Consider the following 17,400-nt stretch of genomic DNA (forward strand, 5'->3'; position numbering starts at 1 on the left):
TATGATTAATAATTAGCATCTAAAAACCATTGCTTTACCAACTCAATTTCATCTTTTTTCATCAATGAAACAGGATGCCCGATACCCGGAATGCTTACTGTTTCTAAAGTGGTTTGCAATTGCTGCATCTTTGCTACTGTATCATTTGATAAAACGTCAGATAATGATGCATGAAGCAATAAAATCGGACATTGAATTCTGCTCCATAATGCCCATTGGGGGGCATTGTTTTGAGTAGCCAAGATTACATTTTCAATTATTTGAGGATCATAGGCTAATTGATACTGTTTCATTGGATTTTGCCATACTCCACATAGAGCCAGGTGTTGCCATTGCTTGGGGCTTAATTGATCAAAACTAGAATAGGTTTTTTTTAAATAGGCCTCCACCTCACCCAGTGTTTCAAATGATCGTGCGCTCCCTTCTTTACCATAAGCAACAATTCGTTGTAAGGCCTTTGTGTCAACGAAAGGCCCAATGTCATTGAGAACCAATTTTTTAATAGGGGAATTTTTCATTGCAGCCATTACCATTCCGATAATTCCCCCCATAGAGGTGCCTAAATAGTCGATTTTTCTTACGCCTAGCTGCGCTAAGAGAATTGTGATATCCGAGATATAAGTCAGGGTAGAGTAATCTTTAGGGTTGCATACTTTATCGCTTAATCCACGCCCTACCATATCAGGGCAAATAACACGATAATTTGATGACAGTACTTGGGCTAAGTCATCAAAATCCCTGGCATTACGAAATAGGCCATGAACACATACCAAAACTTCGGGATTATTAGAATCACCCCATTCATAATAGGTCATATTATGAAAACTCTGACTGTCTATTCCCATAACGTGATGTTTTTGCATGCATCAGCTCATTGTTAGGGTGCCCTATCTTTTATAGATTATAGACTACTGGGTTGTATTGATTAAGGTAGGTAATACTCTCTTTTATTAAATAAATTTCAACAAAAGGATAATCTTTTTTTGATTATTTTGTTGGCATTTCTTGCTATTACGCCAATATCCTTTATTCCAGAAGTTACAGTGCTATTTGGTTTTTCTATTGCCTTGATTTCTGCTCAAATATGTATGGGTCATAACAAAATGTGGCTACCCATGAAACTTAAAAAGAAGCAAATACCTGGTGATTTCAATGAAGGAATATTAAAAATCATCCCGTATGTGAAGCATCTAGAAAAATATATAAAAAAGAGAGCATTATTTTTTAGTTCCAAATGGATTAAATATTTTTTTGTTGGTTTTATATTCATTTTAAGTATTTTATTAATGATCCCAATACCTTACCAGGATTTTATTACTTCCTTTGCCATTATCTTAATCTCTATAGGATTAATAAAAAAAAATAGTTTTCTTTTAATTTTGGCTGCTTTTTTGATACTAATTTACATAGTAACTTTGTTTTATGCTTTAAATTCCAGCGTTTATATATTGCACAAAGGATTTGATTGGATAAAGGCAATTTAAATGTCTTACCTTAGCAGGACAGATTTATATTTTTACCTATTTATAAGAATACGGGGATGGCCAACCATAGGCAAAACACATGATTTAGGTTAAAGTTCTTCAATTAATTTAAATGAGACTATTTCCTTTATGCAACATCGGTTTGTTCATTTACGTGTTCACACAGAGTTTTCTTTAGTTGATGGTTTAGTGCGGGTAAAACCTTTAATGAAGGCTCTACCTTCACGAGGAATGTACTCTGTTGCATTGACTGATCATTGTAATTTGTTTGCTGCCGTGAAGCATTACAAAAGTGCTATTGAAGCTGGAATAAAACCGATTATTGGTAGTGACTTACCCTGCCATAACCCTGAACACCCGGATCGTGTTTTTTCTCTAATTCTTTTATGCCTCAATTCCGAGGGATATAAAAACTTAACGTGCCTTATTTCAAAAGCGTATCAGGAAGGACAATATCAAGGTCAACCAAGAGTACAAAATCAGTGGATTCCAGATTACTCAGCGGGACTTATTGCATTATCGGGCGGAAAGTCTGGGGATATTGGACAAGCTTTGTTAGCGGATGATGAGGAATTAGCAACAAGTCGAGCGCTCTATTGGCAAGAGCTATTTTCCAATCGATTTTATTTAGAAATCCAACGAACAGGGAGACCTGAAGAGGCGGACTATAATAAAAAATTAATTGCCTTAGCCAATAAATTGAAATTGCCATTAGTAGCAACAAATGACGTACGTTTTCTGGATAAAGACGATTTTGAGGCACACGAGGCACGTGTCTGTATCCATGAGGGGTACACTTTAGCCGATCCTAGAAGAGAACAGAAATACAGCGCTCAACAATATTTACGCTCAGCAGATGAAATGGCCTCTTTATTTGCTGATTTGCCTTCAGCACTTTCAAATACTGTAGAAATAAGCAAACGATGTACTGTGAAACTGGATCTTGGGAATAATTATTTACCGAATTTCCCTATTCCTGATGGTTCTACTGTCGAGAATTATTTGTCCCATTTATCAAAAACTGGTTTGGAAGAACGTCTTCTGCAAATATTTAAAAACAAATCGCCTGAGGATTTACTAAACACTCGATCAGAATATGACAAAAGACTCCAGATAGAATTAGATGTGATTAACAATATGGGATTTGCAGGCTATTTCCTGATTGTTGCTGATTTTATCCAATGGGCAAAAAATAATGGTGTACCAGTTGGACCAGGGCGTGGATCTGGAGCAGGTTCATTGGTTGCTTATGCCTTAAAAATTACAGATTTAGATCCTTTAGAATATGAATTACTGTTTGAGCGGTTTTTGAACCCAGAACGTGTATCCATGCCTGATTTTGATATTGACTTTTGCATGGAAGGGCGCGATCGAGTCATAGATTATGTAGCTGAAAAATACGGCAGACAAAGTGTGTCGCAAATTATTACTTTTGGCACCATGGCTGCAAAAGCGGTAGTTCGTGATGTCGGACGTGTATTAGGACATCCTTATGGATTTGTTGATAAATTAGCCAAATTAATACCTTTTGAATTGGGTATCACGTTAAATAAAGCACTAGAGCAAGAAGAAGAGCTTAAGCGTCGCTATACCGAAGAAGAAGAGGTTAAAGAACTTATCGATCTTGCATTAAAATTGGAAGGGATTACGCGAAATGCAGGAAAACATGCAGGGGGAGTAGTAATTGCCCCTTCTCAGCTGACTGATTTTACAGCTATTTATTGTGAAGAAGGTTCTTCACAAATTGTAAGCCAATTTGATAAAGATGATGTGGAAGCAGCTGGGTTAGTTAAATTTGACTTTTTAGGGTTACGAACCTTAACCATTATCGATTGGGCCCTTGCAACGGTAAACAGACAACGTGGTCGTGAAGGATTACCGCCAATTGATATTAGCCAAATCCCAACAGATGATCCAGCCTCTTTTGATTTGCTTAAAGCGTGTCAAACAACAGCGGTTTTTCAGCTGGAATCACGAGGAATGAAGGAGCTCATCAATCGCTTACAGCCTGATTGTTTCGAAGATATCATCGCTCTGGTTGCTTTATTTAGACCTGGTCCTTTACAGTCAGGAATGGTGGATGATTTTATTGACCGTAAACATGGGCGCGCCGCCGTTGATTATCCCCATCCTGATTTGGAACCTATATTAAAACCTACCTATGGGGTTATCTTATATCAAGAGCAAGTGATGCAGATTGCTCAAGTTTTAGCAAATTATACTTTAGGCGCTGCAGACTTATTGCGTCGCGCAATGGGAAAGAAAAAACCTGAAGAAATGGCGAAACAACGGGAAATTTTTACCCAGGGAGCGACAGAAAGAGGCGTTGATGAAAAAGTAGCAACCCATATTTTTGATTTAATGGAAAAATTCGCAGGCTATGGTTTTAATAAGTCTCACTCAGCAGCATACGCATTGGTCGCCTATCAAACTGCATGGCTTAAAGCTCATTATCCAGCAGCTTTTATGGCTGCAGTAATGTCATCAGATATGGATAACACCGATAAAGTAGTCACTTTTATTGATGAATGTGCCCATATGAAGTTAAAGGTTTTACCTCCTTCGATCAATCACTCAATGTATCACTTTACCGTCGTTGACGATGCTACGATCATTTATGGTCTTGGAGCCATAAAAGGAGTAGGGGAGTCTGCAATTGATTGTATTCTTGAGGCACGTGACTTAGGAGGAAGTTACCCCGATTTATTTAGTTTTTGCCAACGGCTGGATCTACGGAAAGTAAATCGGCGTGTCTTGGAAGCATTGATCAAAAGTGGCGCTTTTGATCAATGGAAAGTAGAAAGAGCGGTATTGACTGCCTCTTTAGAAAAAGCGTTAAAAATAGCAGAAAAAGAACATCAAAATCAATCCAGTGGTCAATTTGATTTATTTTCATTATTAGATGATGGTGCTAAAGAGCAGGAGTATGTTTTATGCAAATCCTGGTCTGAAGCGCAACGCCTGGAAGGCGAGCGGGAAGTTCTGGGGTTTTATTTGACTGGACATCCTGCAGATCAGTATCGACGTGAATTTGGTGATTTTATTGTACCAATAAGTCAGCTAAATCCATCAATGCAGAAAAAAGCAGTTATATGTGCCCAAGTCGTAGCAATTCGTAAGGTTGTGACCAAGCGAGGAAAAAAATTGGTCATTCTTGGTATGGATGATTCTACGGCGCGATTGGATATTGTTATATTTGATGAGCTTTTTGAGTCATTTTCATCTACTCTGGGAATTGGCGATATGCTAATAGTTGAGGGTGATGTAGCACATGATGATTATAATGGCGGGGTAAAAATGAGCGCTAGTTCACTTTTTGATGTACCCTCTGCACGTACAAAATTCGCTCGGTGTTTGGAGTTGCGTTTGCATGCTGGGCAGCAAGCTATTTTACCCTCTATCCAAGCTTTGTTAAAAGCACACGTGGGACGTTGTGCTGTTCAGTTTTCCTATTCTAATGAGTATGCAAAAGCACAATTAAGTTTGGCGCCACAATGGAATATAACGCCTAGTGATGAATTACTTGATCTTTTAACGAATCTTTTAGGTGAGGATACAGCTATAATGAAATATTAAGCTTGCAAGCTACTCACCCGAAGAGGCATGCATCACAATTAAGGTAATAGTGATAATTGACGTTAATTGATCGTCTCCCCGTAGCATGTGACTTCTTTATCTTTGGGTACCATTTATTTTGTAAGTTTGCGTCCATTAGCTTTATAAATTATCACATATACGTAAACACAACTACGCAGCCTTATGTCGAGTTGGGTTAATTTAAACATCTTTATAGAATAAAGTTTAATTTGTTAACTGTGACATAAGGTAAAAGCGTGCAAACTATGATGTTATTGTTTAGGAGATGTGATTCCATTATTTAAAAGGCTGATTTTAGATTGAACTGGCTCTTAACGATTTAGATTACCTATGGCGCCATGTTATGCATCTCTACGCAAAGAGGGTAAGAACAGATATATTGCGGATAGTCTCTTAGATTATCTCAATTAACTTGAGATTCAAGTTGTTTTTACTTCTCATTTATTTCCTATACTGGTCAACCTATTTTGATGTGATAATTTTATAGCAAGGCATTTTAATAAGATATCATAAAACTTATAGAAAATATTAGGATATTTTTTTTCTAATTTTTGTAATTGACACCTACTCCAAACAAAATACTCTACAATACCATCAGCTTTAACTGAAGCAATACTGGGACTGTTAGTTAAAAAACTAATCTCACCAATTATATTTAAGTTAGATAACTCATTAACAATTTGATTTTCGATTATTATTTGAATTTTTCCGTTAATAACAAAAATTATGTCAGTAGGTGTGTTTTCTTTTATAAGGTAACCATCTTTGACTGATTGCAACTTTGCATAACTCATTAATATCAGAAACTCCCTCGGCGAAAAACGTTTAAATTTTTTCTTATAAGCGGTTTTATATTTATTAGGGATTGTAACTGGAATTTTTACATACAACAGTCGTATCACGTGAAGGCTATTAATAAAAAGTGTTAAAAAAGAAAAGATAAATGTTGTAAGCATACCAGGAGAATCTAAACCAAAATAGAGCGATGCAAATATAAAACCAAATTGCGCAAAACAAACTAATAGTCTGAGCAAAATCATCGATGCCATCATATAACTGATAACGAGCAAGGTTTCGGAAATAAAAAATACAATGTTCATATCCATAACATCTCTTCCTGGAGTAAATCACATCAGAACCTAACGACACCACTGACTACGCTATTATCAGATAAATTATTTTTAATCATCAGCCCAAAAGCGTGAATTTAACTTGAGAAAAAAGTCTGTTCTGCTTCGTCTGTTTGGCTCATTAATTGTTGTGTTTGAATTAAAATATTTTGAGAAGAATGAAGACAATCAAGGATGCCACTAATTTTTATGATATCGGCCCCATCTAAATTCACTTCCCAATCGAGCATAGAATAAGATTCATAACACTTCTTATAACCAAGCGAATGGGGTGATGTTTGAGCCAGGTTTTTTTTTGCTAATAAGCTTTCAAGATAAGGTACCGAAAATTCATTTTTATTAGGACGATCATGTGACATTTTCATTCATCAATTCTCATCAAGCTGTTTCTTTAGATTATAGACTATCTTTCGCTGTGCGCCGTAGGGGGAGCATGCCATCGCTATTGACTCCACTGGGCTGAAGCGTTTTCATCCTAGCGAATGGCGCTAGAAAAAATACGAGCTATCGAATAAAGCAATGTGGTGTAAATTCCATCTAGCAGTCAATCAAAAGCATTATTTTAAAGCCTACAGATTGACGGATAGTTTTTGTCATGATGACCGGCAAGTTACGCTCCATTGCTGGAGCAAATTGATAAACCATAAACTATAAACCTTTTAAGTTCGGATAGCGCCTATGATGAGGCTCTCGTCAAAAACAAGATGCTATGATTGGTTGTGGGATAATCATAAAATGACATCGTTAGGAATGCCTGCAAGCTATAGATTTGCCTAGATTTCAGTTTAAAACATCGAGAGTTTGGTGTTTGGACTTAAGTTACATCGGGTGTGACCTCGAATTGATGTAAACCCTATAAATTTTAATACAATAGAGATTGCAATACATCACAGTTGCCTTAATAAGATAAATGTTATACCAAGAACCCACTAATAATCTTGTATGAATTTGCTACGCTCGTATAAAATTGTCATTTTGTTGATGAATACTGTAATGACGTACCGTTTTATCCCGTCCCTGCGTTTAAAGAACAATCCAAATCATCGAGGCAATTTTATAATCGGTTGAAAAATGGCAAGAAGGAATCTTGGTTTTGTGAGGGTTCGAAGCTTGGTATGGACTTTGCAATATATAAATCGTTGGGGGGCGTGCCGTGCGGCGGCGTGCGCTTTCATTGGGGGGGGCGTGAGTTGTGTGTTGGCGCTTTAAATGCCCTTAGGGCGCTATGTAAAGTCAGAACAAATGATTTTATTCCTCTAGAAAATGATCTCAAACCAAGTAATTTGGTTGAAAATCAGTACAAGATCTAATATCCATTGAGCACAATGCGTGTTATTGTAGAAGTTCTGTGGCATATCCCCGCCGCAGGTCTATCCCAACAAGCCTTCAAAAACCATAATAGTAAGCCTGGATACAACCAACTTAGGCTTGTTCTACCCCACCAATGACACCATCGATGCAAGTACCGTTTGATTTTTAAGAGAGAAAGCCCATAGATAACGATTGATTTGACTTGCTCTCGCGCCTTTTGCAAAGTCATCGGATTAGGAACGATGTTTGATTCCAAAAGAGGCTGTTCTTCTGATTGACATATTGTCTCCCCCCCCTATGAGGATATTTTTTGCCCAAATGAAGCTTGATGATAAGCAACGTGAGCCTCCTGTGTAACATTGGTGTTACCCATAGTTCGCGTTTCTGGATATTGGACGCCTAAAAAGTGAAAACCTTTGTCAAGTGACCCTATATGTGTTTTTTGTGCCTGACAATTATAATGTTCTTTCTTGTAATACCTGCATCAATCGTTGTTTGCATCGCTTTAAGCTTCGTTCGGTCTGACAGAGAATGAGCAGATCATCTTGGTACCTAAAGTAGGCTACGTTTGTGCCAATAAAAGCATCATCCAGCGGCTTTAAATAAAGCGCACTAAAAAATGGGGGGAGCTCAGGTGTCGGGTTGAGGTTATTTGATGTCTGGTTTTGATGCTATATTGCCAAATTAAATCTAATCGCTTCATAAAATGGCCCACTCCTACGAACCTTAAGTATTGTTTCAAAACCACCAGGAAAATTGTCATTGATTTTTTTACTATAATATAAAAGTACAAACCAAAAAGAGTAAATAATGGATACTTATCTTTGATAAAAATATTAAAAAAGAATCTAAAAACACCGAAGACACGAGTTTACTGGTTGTGATATTAGCCGATGATTATCAGCTAAAGATGCCAGGATTACCGATAATACATGCATTGCATCATGTAAAACATCATAAAAACGCTTCAGCTGTTATAGTAATGACAAATGGAGCTATTTTAGATTTAGCTACCACTGATTTAAAGAAAATAAAATTAGATGAAAAACAAAAAACAAGGAATGGGGAAGCGTACTTACCCATAGCTTTGAATCAATTGAAGGATCAGGTAAAACCATTGGGGGAAAACCGCTTTGATCTAGCTTTAGTGATAGGAGGCGAACCCAGAGAAGTAAACATAACAGAAGAATTGGCAGTGGAATTATTTAAGTTTAATAAAGCGCGTATGAATGAAAAAGGAGTAATAAGAATTCAAATTTGTAATTTCGCTGATAAAACAATAGGTACTTCGTCTAAGGTTTTTGCAAATGAAGTTACTCCTGATTTTTGTTTATGCAGTATCCCTAAGGGGTACAGTATTATTGCACCTCAAGGTACACGAGCAATCGATTTACCAAAAGAAGAGAGTAACTTTATGGATACAACTATCTTTGATGAGCATAAAGTTTCGTTAAAGCACATGCTCTCCGATAAAAAAAATATATCAAATGAACAAATTATAAATAAGATACCTAATATTCATGTAGAAATCGTAGACCTTAATGAACTCTATAAAAAAAATGCATCATTTTCTCCAGGATTTTAAATGCTAGCTACACTATGTTTCGTTAAAACATATCTTGGATTTACAGTTATCCATACAGCTCTCTGAGTATCAATGCGCATAGAACGGATTGTTTGGAACTTTATGCCGTTGATACAGATTTTCTTGCATATCATTTAAATCTGTATCGTTATGACGACATAAATTTTAACCATAGTAAGTTTTACTGTTAATCGGCTAATAATTTATCCATTTTTGCAGCACAAATGAAATCATTATGACTCAAGCCATTCAGTGCATGCGTCATGAAATGAACATGACAATAGTTATAACCAATTTCTAAATCAGGATGATGATTTTCAATATTGGCTATCCAGGCAAGAGCATTGACAAAAGCCATAGTCTCGTAAAAATCTTTAAAGGATAAACTGCGTTTTATGCTGCGGTTATCCGTGCTTACTACCCAATTTTTGTCTAATTGGGGCAATAAGTTCTTTATTTGTTCTGCATTTAATGCAGCGCCTATGCCTTCGCATGATTCACAATGTTTGCTGCTTAAGTCGCTTGTCATTTTATTTCCTTACTTATAATAATTATTTAATGCCTCAAGAAAGCGGGTATTTTGCTCTTGAGTTCCTATGGTGACCCTAATGAAATGGTCCATTTTATATGGATGCAAAGGACGAACAATAATACCTTTATCCAAAAGATAGTTGTAGAGTGGCATTCCATCTTCTTTGCAGTTGAAGGTAAGGAAATTGCATGCTGAAGGTAAATAATCAATATTTAATTGCTCTAATCCTTGACGCATTTGTATCATACCATTTGCATTAGTCTGTAGGCTTAACCGCAAAAACTCCTCATCATCTAAAGCCGCATAAGCGGTATTGAGCGCTACCTGATTAACGGTAAAAGGTAATTGTACGCGTAGTAATATTTCAATAATGGAGGGATGTGCGATGGCATAACCGAGACGCGCGCCAGCTAACCCGTAGATTTTTGAAAAAGTGCGAGTCACAATTAGATTTGGGTGTTGCTCTATCCATTCAATGCTGTTATGCGATAGTTGCGATTCTGCAAATTCGAAATAAGCTTCATCAACCACTAATAAAGTGCTTTCAGGTATAGATTCTAAGAGGCGTTTTATTTCATTTTGATCAACAGGCACTCCTGTAGGATTATTTGGATTTGCCAGAAAAATGATGCTCGTTTTGGCTGTACAGGCATCAATAAAGTTGTCTATATTGATTTCCCAGTTGGGATTAATTGCTACACTACGCACGGGAATATTAAGAGAGTGTGCTTGAATGGCATAAGTACTAAATGCATAATCGTGGGTCAGTATATGCTTTTCATTATGTAAACCAAAACAAGTAAGTAACATATTAAATATAAAGTCTGAACCATTGCTTAAAAAAAGCTGGTTGCTCTTGATTTTGAGTTTATTGGCCAGTTTTATCATTAAAGGATGATTGAGGGGCGAAGGATAAGTAGCAAGCACATGAGAAGACATATCTTGCAATGCAGCTAAGGCTAATGGGCTACAACCCAAAGGATTTTCATTACTCGCCAATTTAATAATATCCTTTATACCTTTTTCATGCGCTAATTCCTCTATAGATTTGCCTGGTTTATAAGGGACTAAAGCGCGTATTCCTGGATGAGGTAATTGTTGAAAATTAACTGCCATAAATGGTTCCTTGCCTTTTAATAATTTAAATAAAATAGTCTACTTCGATGCATTTTTTCAAAACAAACTTTACACTGCTTTAGCAAGCTCATTCAAGTGTTTTTGTGGCTGAGTCATAAGGGCTACCATTATTTTAAGCTAAAGACGCCGATAATGGTTTTTGAAAAGCACATAATGATAACTTTTTGATTTTATTTGATGATTCATAAAAAAATAATAGATGTTTTTCTTGAGTTTTTTATTTCATGACATTAACCTTTGAGGGGCAAATCCAACTAAAGGAAAATGGAATATGAATCAGCAAAAGGGATTTTCCCTTATCGAAGTATTATTGTCTTTATTGCTAGTAACTACTCTAGCCATCGCATTAATAGAGCAACAATCGCAAAGCAAATACCTGTTAAATCAGTTACTGATACGAACACAAGCAACCCATCATCTGGATCAAATTGAAGAAACCTTAATGACCAAAATTAAAAAAGCCCCATTTCCTCCTCCTTTTTTCCATCTCGATTTACAACATAAGAGTCAAGAAATATTTGTAAAACTTGCTTGGCATGATCAATTAAATTTTATAGTTCGGAAGCATAGTTCTATTGAGTTAAAGTGATGAAAATACAAGCAGGGATGAGTATTTCAGAAGTATTGATCAGTTTATTTTTAGCAAGTGTGATCATAACTATGTTAATTCAGTTTTATTTAGAAAGTAAGCACCAGTACCTGGAGATAGAAAAAGTCCTAGAATCTGGTTTTGATGTGCAATGGGTAGATGATCTATTAAGTGATAGTATTCGGCGTGCAGGATTTACACCTTGCCTGGGGCTTGACCATTTAAAAGTGACTGATCACAGGAATTATCAGAATAATATTCAAGCTCTTCATATTGAAAATACCCCCCCGCAATTCATTCGGGTGAGCCGAATGAATGAGCATTTTGCAAAGTTGATTAAAGTAGAAGGTCCTAATACCCTGTTAGTCCAAAATCCGGTTTCACTAAATGAAAAACGACCTTTATTAATTGCTGATTGTACCCATGCTGAAATACATGTACTGGCAAGTGTTAATCAGCAAGTTAATGAAACACGAATCACTTTAAAAAAAAACCTAATCCATGGTTATGATGCATCCGCTTACGTGGGTGAGTTTTTAGAAGAGTGTTGGTTTATCAAGAAAAATGTTGAAGGAAAAAATATTTTTTATTATCAATTGGTTAAATCAGAAGAGCTCACCTCTTTAGTTCATTCTTTATCTGCGGAAAAACAGTTTATTCAAAACAAACAGTTTGTTGAGGTCACTTTAGGTTTGGAAGATGATAAGACACATAAGATTATGGTTGCAGTGCGTGGATTATGAAAAATGAAAGTGGATTTATTTTCACAGTCACCTTGTTGATGATTACGGTGATTAGCTTACTTTTGTTGGCTTCTATGCAGCATATTTTGTTGTACCATAAGGTAATCAACAGACAAGAAGAGTCACATAAGAACTTTTATAACTTGGAACATGTAGCGAGGCAATTATCTCAAAAATATGAGGTACTATTAGCCCCCAACTGTGTTATTAAAGAGGACTCCCAGAACCAAATACTCCATAAATTACTTCACAATCAAGGTTGTTCCTTGTCAAATGATGGATTGCAATATGGCTATTTTATTGAAGATTTAGGTGATTTTCCCTGTTTAGTGGTTCTTGGTAATAATCAGATGTATGCAACACATCATCAACGATTATCTGTTGTTCAACTTGATAGGGGAAGGCCTTTATCTTTTTTACAAGTGAGAATGATTACTATCGGGAAATTAGCGAATTGTTTTGGTAAAGAACATGTTATTCCCATAGGAATAAGTAGTTGGAGCTACTTATCTTTGGGGTAATTCCAATAGGATTATGACCTAAGGATTTCTATTTTTTGTTTTATTGTGGCTTATTATGCCTGCATAGGAATCTGAAATTACTCAAACGAGCAACCGTTTTTGTAATTTTTAATAAATTACCAATAAATTTGAGCCAATTTTTATTGTTTATTTACAATTTTTAAAAAGTATTTAAAATCAAAAGATTATTAATTCAATTTTTTTATAAAGCTGATTAGGTAAATGCAATTAAAATGCTAAAACCGTGTGTTTTTGTTGCAATATGTTCCATAACGTGTAAAAATCGTCCTCCTTATGAAAACGAAAATACTTTATACAATACTTTTTTTAACTTTAATCGCCTTTAGCATTTCGCTCAGGGTATTTTGGTTCATCAAACATCAACCACCAAAGCAGCCTGAAATTATGTTTAAAGAGGCTGATTTTGAACGATTACCTGGATGGAAGTCAGCTGATTTAAAAAAATCTTTACAGACGTTTCAGGTCTCTTGTCGTGCATTCATTCGACAAAGCCCAGAGCAAATTGTTGGTACTGATCAAATTAACTTACAAGTAAAAGACTGGCAGCCTGCGTGTGCGGCAGCTTTAAAAATTACTCCTGTTGCAGAAAAGCAAGCCAAGCAATTTTTTGAAGAATGGTTTACACCTGTTGAGTTTACAGAAAACAATGGGAAACCTGGTTTGTTTACAGGTTATTATGTTCCTGCTATTAAAGGAAGTTATACTCAGTCCAAAGAGTTTCATGTACCTATTTATGAAACACCTAATGACTTAGTGACTGCTGATCTAGGCTTGTTTTTTAATGATTTAAAAAATCGTCGTATTGTAGGTCGGCTAGAGGATAGGAAATTTGTTCCTTATTACACGCGCGAACAAATTAATAAAGGTGCTATCGAAGAAAAGGCAAAGGTTCTTGTTTGGATTAATAGTCCTGTAGACCGTTTATTTTTAGAAATCCAAGGTTCTGGTCTTATCGAACTTGAAGACGGTACTAATATTTATATCGGATATGATGCACAAAATGGGGCGCCTTACACTGCAATTGCGGGTGTGTTGATTAAGAAAGGTGTTATGACAAAGCATAATGCATCCATGCAAGGAATTAAGCGTTATTTAGAAACTCATCCGAAGCAAATGGATAAAATAATTAATCAAAACAAATCATTTGTTTTTTTCAAAAAGATGGCTGATGGAGTTGCTCTTGGTTCGCAAGGTGTAGCACTAACACCTGGATATTCTCTTGCTATAGATAAACAATGGATTCCTATGGGCGCTCCGCTTTGGTTAAGTACCACGAGACCTGATAGTACAAAGCCTGATGTGAATAAACCCATGCAACGTTTAATGATTGCACAAGATACGGGGGGAGCCATTCGTGGAAAAGTGCGGGGAGATGTTTTTTGGGGTGGTGGTGAAAAAGCAACTCTAATTGCAGGCCATATGAAAAATGAAGGGCATTACTGGATTCTATTACCCAAGCACGCAATTTCTCGATTAGAGAAAAATAAGTTAATTTCTGAAAAATCAGCTAAATTATAAAGCGAATTGCTGGCACTCAAGTTGTCATTCCCGCAAAGGCGGGAATGTATTTATAAAGTGTATCAATAGAACTAACTTTGATGCTCCATTACTGTCTTGTTCGTGGCTGATTTATTTTCAGTCTCTTTTTTTTCAGGCTTGGAACCATTGGTTGTCTCTACACTATTACTGAGCGGTTGTGCGGTATTTCCTTTTAAAGCATCAGCAAGACTGATGAATTTGTAGCCATTTTTTCGGTACATTTCTATAATGTCTTCTAAACATAAACTATTTAGAAGATTTGCATGAATCAATAAGATCTGTTTTACAGGTTGGCCATCAACCTTTTTGGCTCTGTGCTCTGCTAGAAGAGTTTGTTTCCAGATGTATGCCAAATAACGTTTTTTAAAGTCTGGTAGGTTCTGTGCTCTTTTTCTATAGGGTATTTTATAGAATCGTGCATTAAATTCATAATCCTTACTGTCGATAGTCACAGGGGCTATTGTGTATTGGTGCTCAGCCAAATAATCATAGACTTGTTGTTTTTTTGGTCCTTTGCCTTCAGCAAGATAGGGATACCGGAAATATTTAGGTTCAGTCATGACAGGTGCTAAAACAGAATCTGCTCGATCTATATCTGCAATGTATTTAGCGGCGCTCAGGTTATTGAGGCTTTTATGTGTATAAGTGTGATTGCCTAAGGAGAAGCCCTGATTACGGAACGCTTCTAATAAATACCATTCGTTTTTTGCTACTGCCTCGCCTATGACAAATCCTGTTGCAGGAACTTGATTATCAACAAGTGCCTTGACTATAGCCATGAAGCGATTTTCTGTTCTTTTCAGGCTGGCTGGGGTACTAGAACCAGAACCTACAAAGGGTAAATCATCAATTGTGATGGCAATTTCTTTTTCTTCAGCAAAACATGGAGAATTAAGTAGACACAGCAAAAAAGTTACACCTGTCCATCGAAGTAACATGATATCCCCTATATTTATAATTGTTTTTAAATTTACTATAGTAGACAATTTTAAAAAATGCGTAATTTTTTATAACTTATTGTTTGTAAAAGATTTTATTTTTGCATGCTTCAATATAAGGCGAACCGGTATTTTTTGTAATGTAATTATCTATTAGTTACATATTGATTTCTCGTTGTTTAAAATATATTAATTAACTATTGCCCATTTATTTGGATGGTAAAATGAAATTTATCATAACTAAAAAAAATACCGTGGATTCAATAACTTTTGAACTCGAACCCACGGCTACAGTTAATGATTTATTTTTAGCTCTTTACGAGTATCGCAGTAAAAACTATAGACATTTATCTTTTAGTGAATACCAAAAGCACATTTCGATATATCAATATTTTTTATACGGGGATCAATTTAAAAAGAAGTGGCTTCCTGATCTCCCTTTAACTGATTTCCAACCTAAAGATCCTTGTTATTTGACATGGGAAGAGTTTACCGAGAGCCAATGCCTTTCAACACATAATGATTTTGATCCCATAGGAAGTAGCGTTCTTTTTTGGCAAGCCAGCACGAAATCCAATAAGTTTGGGATTGAAGAGGATATATCGGTGCAGAGCAGCGAAAGCATGGATTGTAGCAAGTAATTTTCAGCAGAACTCTTAAATTTAAAGTGTGGTTGCGACGGGGAAGCGGATCACCAATACAACATGTTAAGGCTGTGCTCCACAACCTGAACTGAATTAAGGCGTGTTGATAATTTATGCCCATCACCTGCGTGCCTCGATTTGTTCGCGGCATCCAGGCGATCTTAATCAATGGCAGATATCTTCATCTAGATCAAGCCATTCTGGATTAAGATCCTCAATCTTATTTAACTTCCATTGTCTCCACTAATTTTTGAAACGTTTTTCACGTCGAGCAGCTTCTACATAGGCTTCATGAACCTCATAATAAAACGATAGATGCACATTGTACTGGGCGTAAATCCTGTAACCCCATTCTTTTTATGCTTCCAGAATCGTTTCATTAAATCGGACGTTGAAGCCGTATCTAGGGTACCATTGCCTGTTTGCCATAATATAAACTTAAAATGACTGCATCGTGCCTCCTTGTTTGAGTCATATTGGACTCAAGGTGATGAGAGCACTTCAGTTACCCTGATTACAATGAGAACAGGAGCTGCTTTAGCATCATGTACTTCACCTGCAGTCAATTGAAATTCAATTGGAAAGCCGCACGCATCAACTGCCATGTGGGTTTTTGTTGTATTGCCACCAACGGATTTCCCAATCACTTGATGTTCATCTCCAACTATGTGTATCGTCCTCTAAGGTGTTGACTTAGAGGACCTATCTTTACAAGCATCTGTTATTAGGATTGTTCGCGCAATAGTGTGCGTAATACATCCTTAACTTTGATGTAAATGCATTTGGTTCTTGATCTAAAAAGAAAATTAATTCGGGTTGTAACAATAGATAATCAGACCTTTTTAAGGTTTGGATATAGAGTGATTCCCCACCTGGAGAAAACCATTTGGTAAATAATGGAATAATCGTGTCTCTTTCATTGGAATTAATTCGACGGTGTATGTCTGCAATTAATCCTCTACGAACATCAAAGAAATTTTGAAAACTATGGGTTTGATTTTCATGAAAGTACCGCAAAATAATTTGACCAAATTTGTCTTTTCGAATTCCGGCATCAAAGTTTAACGAAACAATCACTTTTTTTACTTCTTCAATGTTAAAAGGAACTCCCATTAAATCTTGTCCATTGTATTCATGAATATAGTTTTTTAAGTATTCAATTGCTTGATCGGTTACAGGATCAAAATAGGCATTAATAGTGTAGTTTTTAGCAATGTTAGGATTTTCTGCATCATAACTACAATAAGTGATTATGTTATAATAAATCATATTAACGGGCAGCTTCTTGACAAAAAATTCATCAATTTTTTGGTGTACTTGTTCGCAATTTAGAGCCGAGTCATGTAGTTGTACGTCCTCCATACGCACCACATGTGTTGGGTAGTCCATAGTTCTTTGCGCAATGGTTAATTCAGAATCGCTATTTATAGGGTTAGAATACCTCTTGATGAGTGTATGTTCAGGTGATGGCAACTTGGGAACAACTATCTCTGTTGCAGCATGCAGGTTATTAAATAATACGCTTGTCAGTAATAATACATAAGAGGGTATTTTCATTGTCCATTCCTTGTTAAGTTAGAAATCCATTTCACAACAACAAATAATTCTAGAACCAAAAAAAACAATGCA

At 36.1% G+C, this 17,400-nt stretch carries 15 protein-coding genes and 3 pseudogenes; 10 read left to right on the forward strand and 8 right to left on the reverse strand.

The window, feature by feature from the left end; genetic code table 11:
• Nucleotides 1-5 precede the first annotated feature (5 nt).
• Nucleotides 6-863: an alpha/beta fold hydrolase gene (locus tag EKG34_RS01895; RefSeq protein ID WP_003631930.1), complete on the reverse strand. Its 858-nt coding sequence runs from the start codon at nt 861-863 to the stop codon at nt 6-8.
• A gap of 96 nt (nt 864-959) precedes the next feature.
• Here EKG34_RS01895 and EKG34_RS01900 point away from each other — a divergent pair.
• Nucleotides 960-1,484 (forward strand): annotated as a pseudogene (locus tag EKG34_RS01900) (exopolysaccharide biosynthesis protein); the annotation flags it as partial.
• 129 nt (nt 1,485-1,613) lie between these two features.
• Entirely contained in the window at nt 1,614-5,060 is a 3,447-nt protein-coding gene (gene dnaE, locus EKG34_RS01905) for a DNA polymerase III subunit alpha (RefSeq protein WP_003631927.1), read from the forward strand.
• A gap of 458 nt (nt 5,061-5,518) precedes the next feature.
• On the opposite strand, the gene EKG34_RS01910 is transcribed toward dnaE, so the two are convergent.
• Together EKG34_RS01910 and EKG34_RS01915 are read right to left on the reverse strand one after the other, a co-directional pair.
• Nucleotides 5,519-6,187: a cyclic nucleotide-binding domain-containing protein gene (locus tag EKG34_RS01910; protein WP_003631926.1), complete on the reverse strand. Its 669-nt coding sequence runs from the start codon at nt 6,185-6,187 to the stop codon at nt 5,519-5,521.
• A 101-nt stretch (nt 6,188-6,288) separates the two neighbouring features.
• On the reverse strand, nt 6,289-6,570 hold the full coding sequence (locus EKG34_RS01915; RefSeq protein ID WP_223800010.1) for a hypothetical protein: 282 nt from the start codon (nt 6,568-6,570) through the stop codon (nt 6,289-6,291).
• 73 nt (nt 6,571-6,643) lie between these two features.
• On the opposite strand from EKG34_RS01915, the pseudogene EKG34_RS18475 reads away from it, so the two are divergent.
• The 3 genes and pseudogenes from EKG34_RS18475 to EKG34_RS01925 form a co-directional block, all read left to right on the forward strand.
• Nucleotides 6,644-6,855: pseudogene (locus EKG34_RS18475) on the forward strand (transposase); the annotation flags it as partial.
• A gap of 471 nt (nt 6,856-7,326) precedes the next feature.
• On the forward strand, nt 7,327-7,521 hold the full coding sequence (locus tag EKG34_RS01920; RefSeq protein WP_041819014.1) for a hypothetical protein: 195 nt from the start codon (nt 7,327-7,329) through the stop codon (nt 7,519-7,521).
• A gap of 881 nt (nt 7,522-8,402) precedes the next feature.
• Nucleotides 8,403-9,107 (forward strand): hypothetical protein, encoded by a 705-nt coding sequence (locus tag EKG34_RS01925; protein ID WP_125461276.1) that lies wholly within the window; start codon nt 8,403-8,405, stop codon nt 9,105-9,107.
• Between the two features lie 187 nt (nt 9,108-9,294).
• Here the strand turns inward: EKG34_RS01925 and EKG34_RS01930 are convergent, their stop codons facing one another.
• Together EKG34_RS01930 and hisC are read right to left on the reverse strand one after the other, a co-directional pair.
• Nucleotides 9,295-9,636 carry a 4a-hydroxytetrahydrobiopterin dehydratase gene (locus EKG34_RS01930; RefSeq protein WP_003631920.1) on the reverse strand — a complete coding sequence of 114 codons (342 nt, stop codon included), beginning with the start codon at nt 9,634-9,636 and terminating at the stop codon, nt 9,295-9,297.
• A gap of 9 nt (nt 9,637-9,645) precedes the next feature.
• A complete protein-coding gene (hisC, locus tag EKG34_RS01935) occupies nt 9,646-10,755 on the reverse strand; it encodes a histidinol-phosphate transaminase (protein ID WP_003631919.1) in 1,110 nt (369 codons plus the stop codon).
• A gap of 292 nt (nt 10,756-11,047) precedes the next feature.
• Between hisC and EKG34_RS01940 the strand changes: the two genes are divergently transcribed.
• From EKG34_RS01940 to mltA, 4 genes are all read left to right on the forward strand, one after another.
• Entirely contained in the window at nt 11,048-11,365 is a 318-nt protein-coding gene (locus EKG34_RS01940) for a prepilin-type N-terminal cleavage/methylation domain-containing protein (protein WP_003631918.1), read from the forward strand.
• Nucleotides 11,365-12,108 carry a PilW family protein gene (locus EKG34_RS01945; RefSeq protein ID WP_003631916.1) on the forward strand — a complete coding sequence of 248 codons (744 nt, stop codon included), beginning with the start codon at nt 11,365-11,367 and terminating at the stop codon, nt 12,106-12,108. The genes EKG34_RS01940 and EKG34_RS01945 overlap by 1 nt, the downstream gene beginning before the upstream one ends.
• A complete protein-coding gene (locus EKG34_RS01950) occupies nt 12,105-12,629 on the forward strand; it encodes a hypothetical protein (protein WP_003631915.1) in 525 nt (174 codons plus the stop codon). Before EKG34_RS01945 ends, EKG34_RS01950 begins: the two co-directional genes overlap by 4 nt.
• 294 nt (nt 12,630-12,923) lie before the next feature.
• Nucleotides 12,924-14,168 (forward strand): murein transglycosylase A, encoded by a 1,245-nt coding sequence (gene mltA, locus EKG34_RS01955; protein WP_003631913.1) that lies wholly within the window; start codon nt 12,924-12,926, stop codon nt 14,166-14,168.
• Between the two features lie 71 nt (nt 14,169-14,239).
• On the opposite strand, the gene EKG34_RS01960 is transcribed toward mltA, so the two are convergent.
• On the reverse strand, nt 14,240-15,127 hold the full coding sequence (locus EKG34_RS01960; RefSeq protein WP_003631912.1) for a polysaccharide deacetylase family protein: 888 nt from the start codon (nt 15,125-15,127) through the stop codon (nt 14,240-14,242).
• Between the two features lie 224 nt (nt 15,128-15,351).
• On the opposite strand from EKG34_RS01960, the gene EKG34_RS01965 reads away from it, so the two are divergent.
• Nucleotides 15,352-15,768: a hypothetical protein gene (locus EKG34_RS01965; RefSeq protein WP_003631911.1), complete on the forward strand. Its 417-nt coding sequence runs from the start codon at nt 15,352-15,354 to the stop codon at nt 15,766-15,768.
• A 521-nt stretch (nt 15,769-16,289) separates the two neighbouring features.
• Here the strand turns inward: EKG34_RS01965 and EKG34_RS01970 are convergent.
• Together EKG34_RS01970 and EKG34_RS01975 are read right to left on the reverse strand one after the other, a co-directional pair.
• Nucleotides 16,290-16,427, reverse strand: a pseudogene (locus EKG34_RS01970) (IS5/IS1182 family transposase); the annotation flags it as partial.
• 52 nt (nt 16,428-16,479) lie between these two features.
• Nucleotides 16,480-17,328: an Lpg0189 family type II secretion system effector gene (locus tag EKG34_RS01975; protein ID WP_003631909.1), complete on the reverse strand. Its 849-nt coding sequence runs from the start codon at nt 17,326-17,328 to the stop codon at nt 16,480-16,482.
• Between the last annotated feature and the right edge of the window lie 72 nt (nt 17,329-17,400).

The sequence above is a fragment of the Legionella longbeachae genome, from assembly GCF_004283175.1.
In the GTDB taxonomy this organism is placed as follows: Bacteria; Pseudomonadota; Gammaproteobacteria; order Legionellales; family Legionellaceae; genus Legionella; species Legionella longbeachae.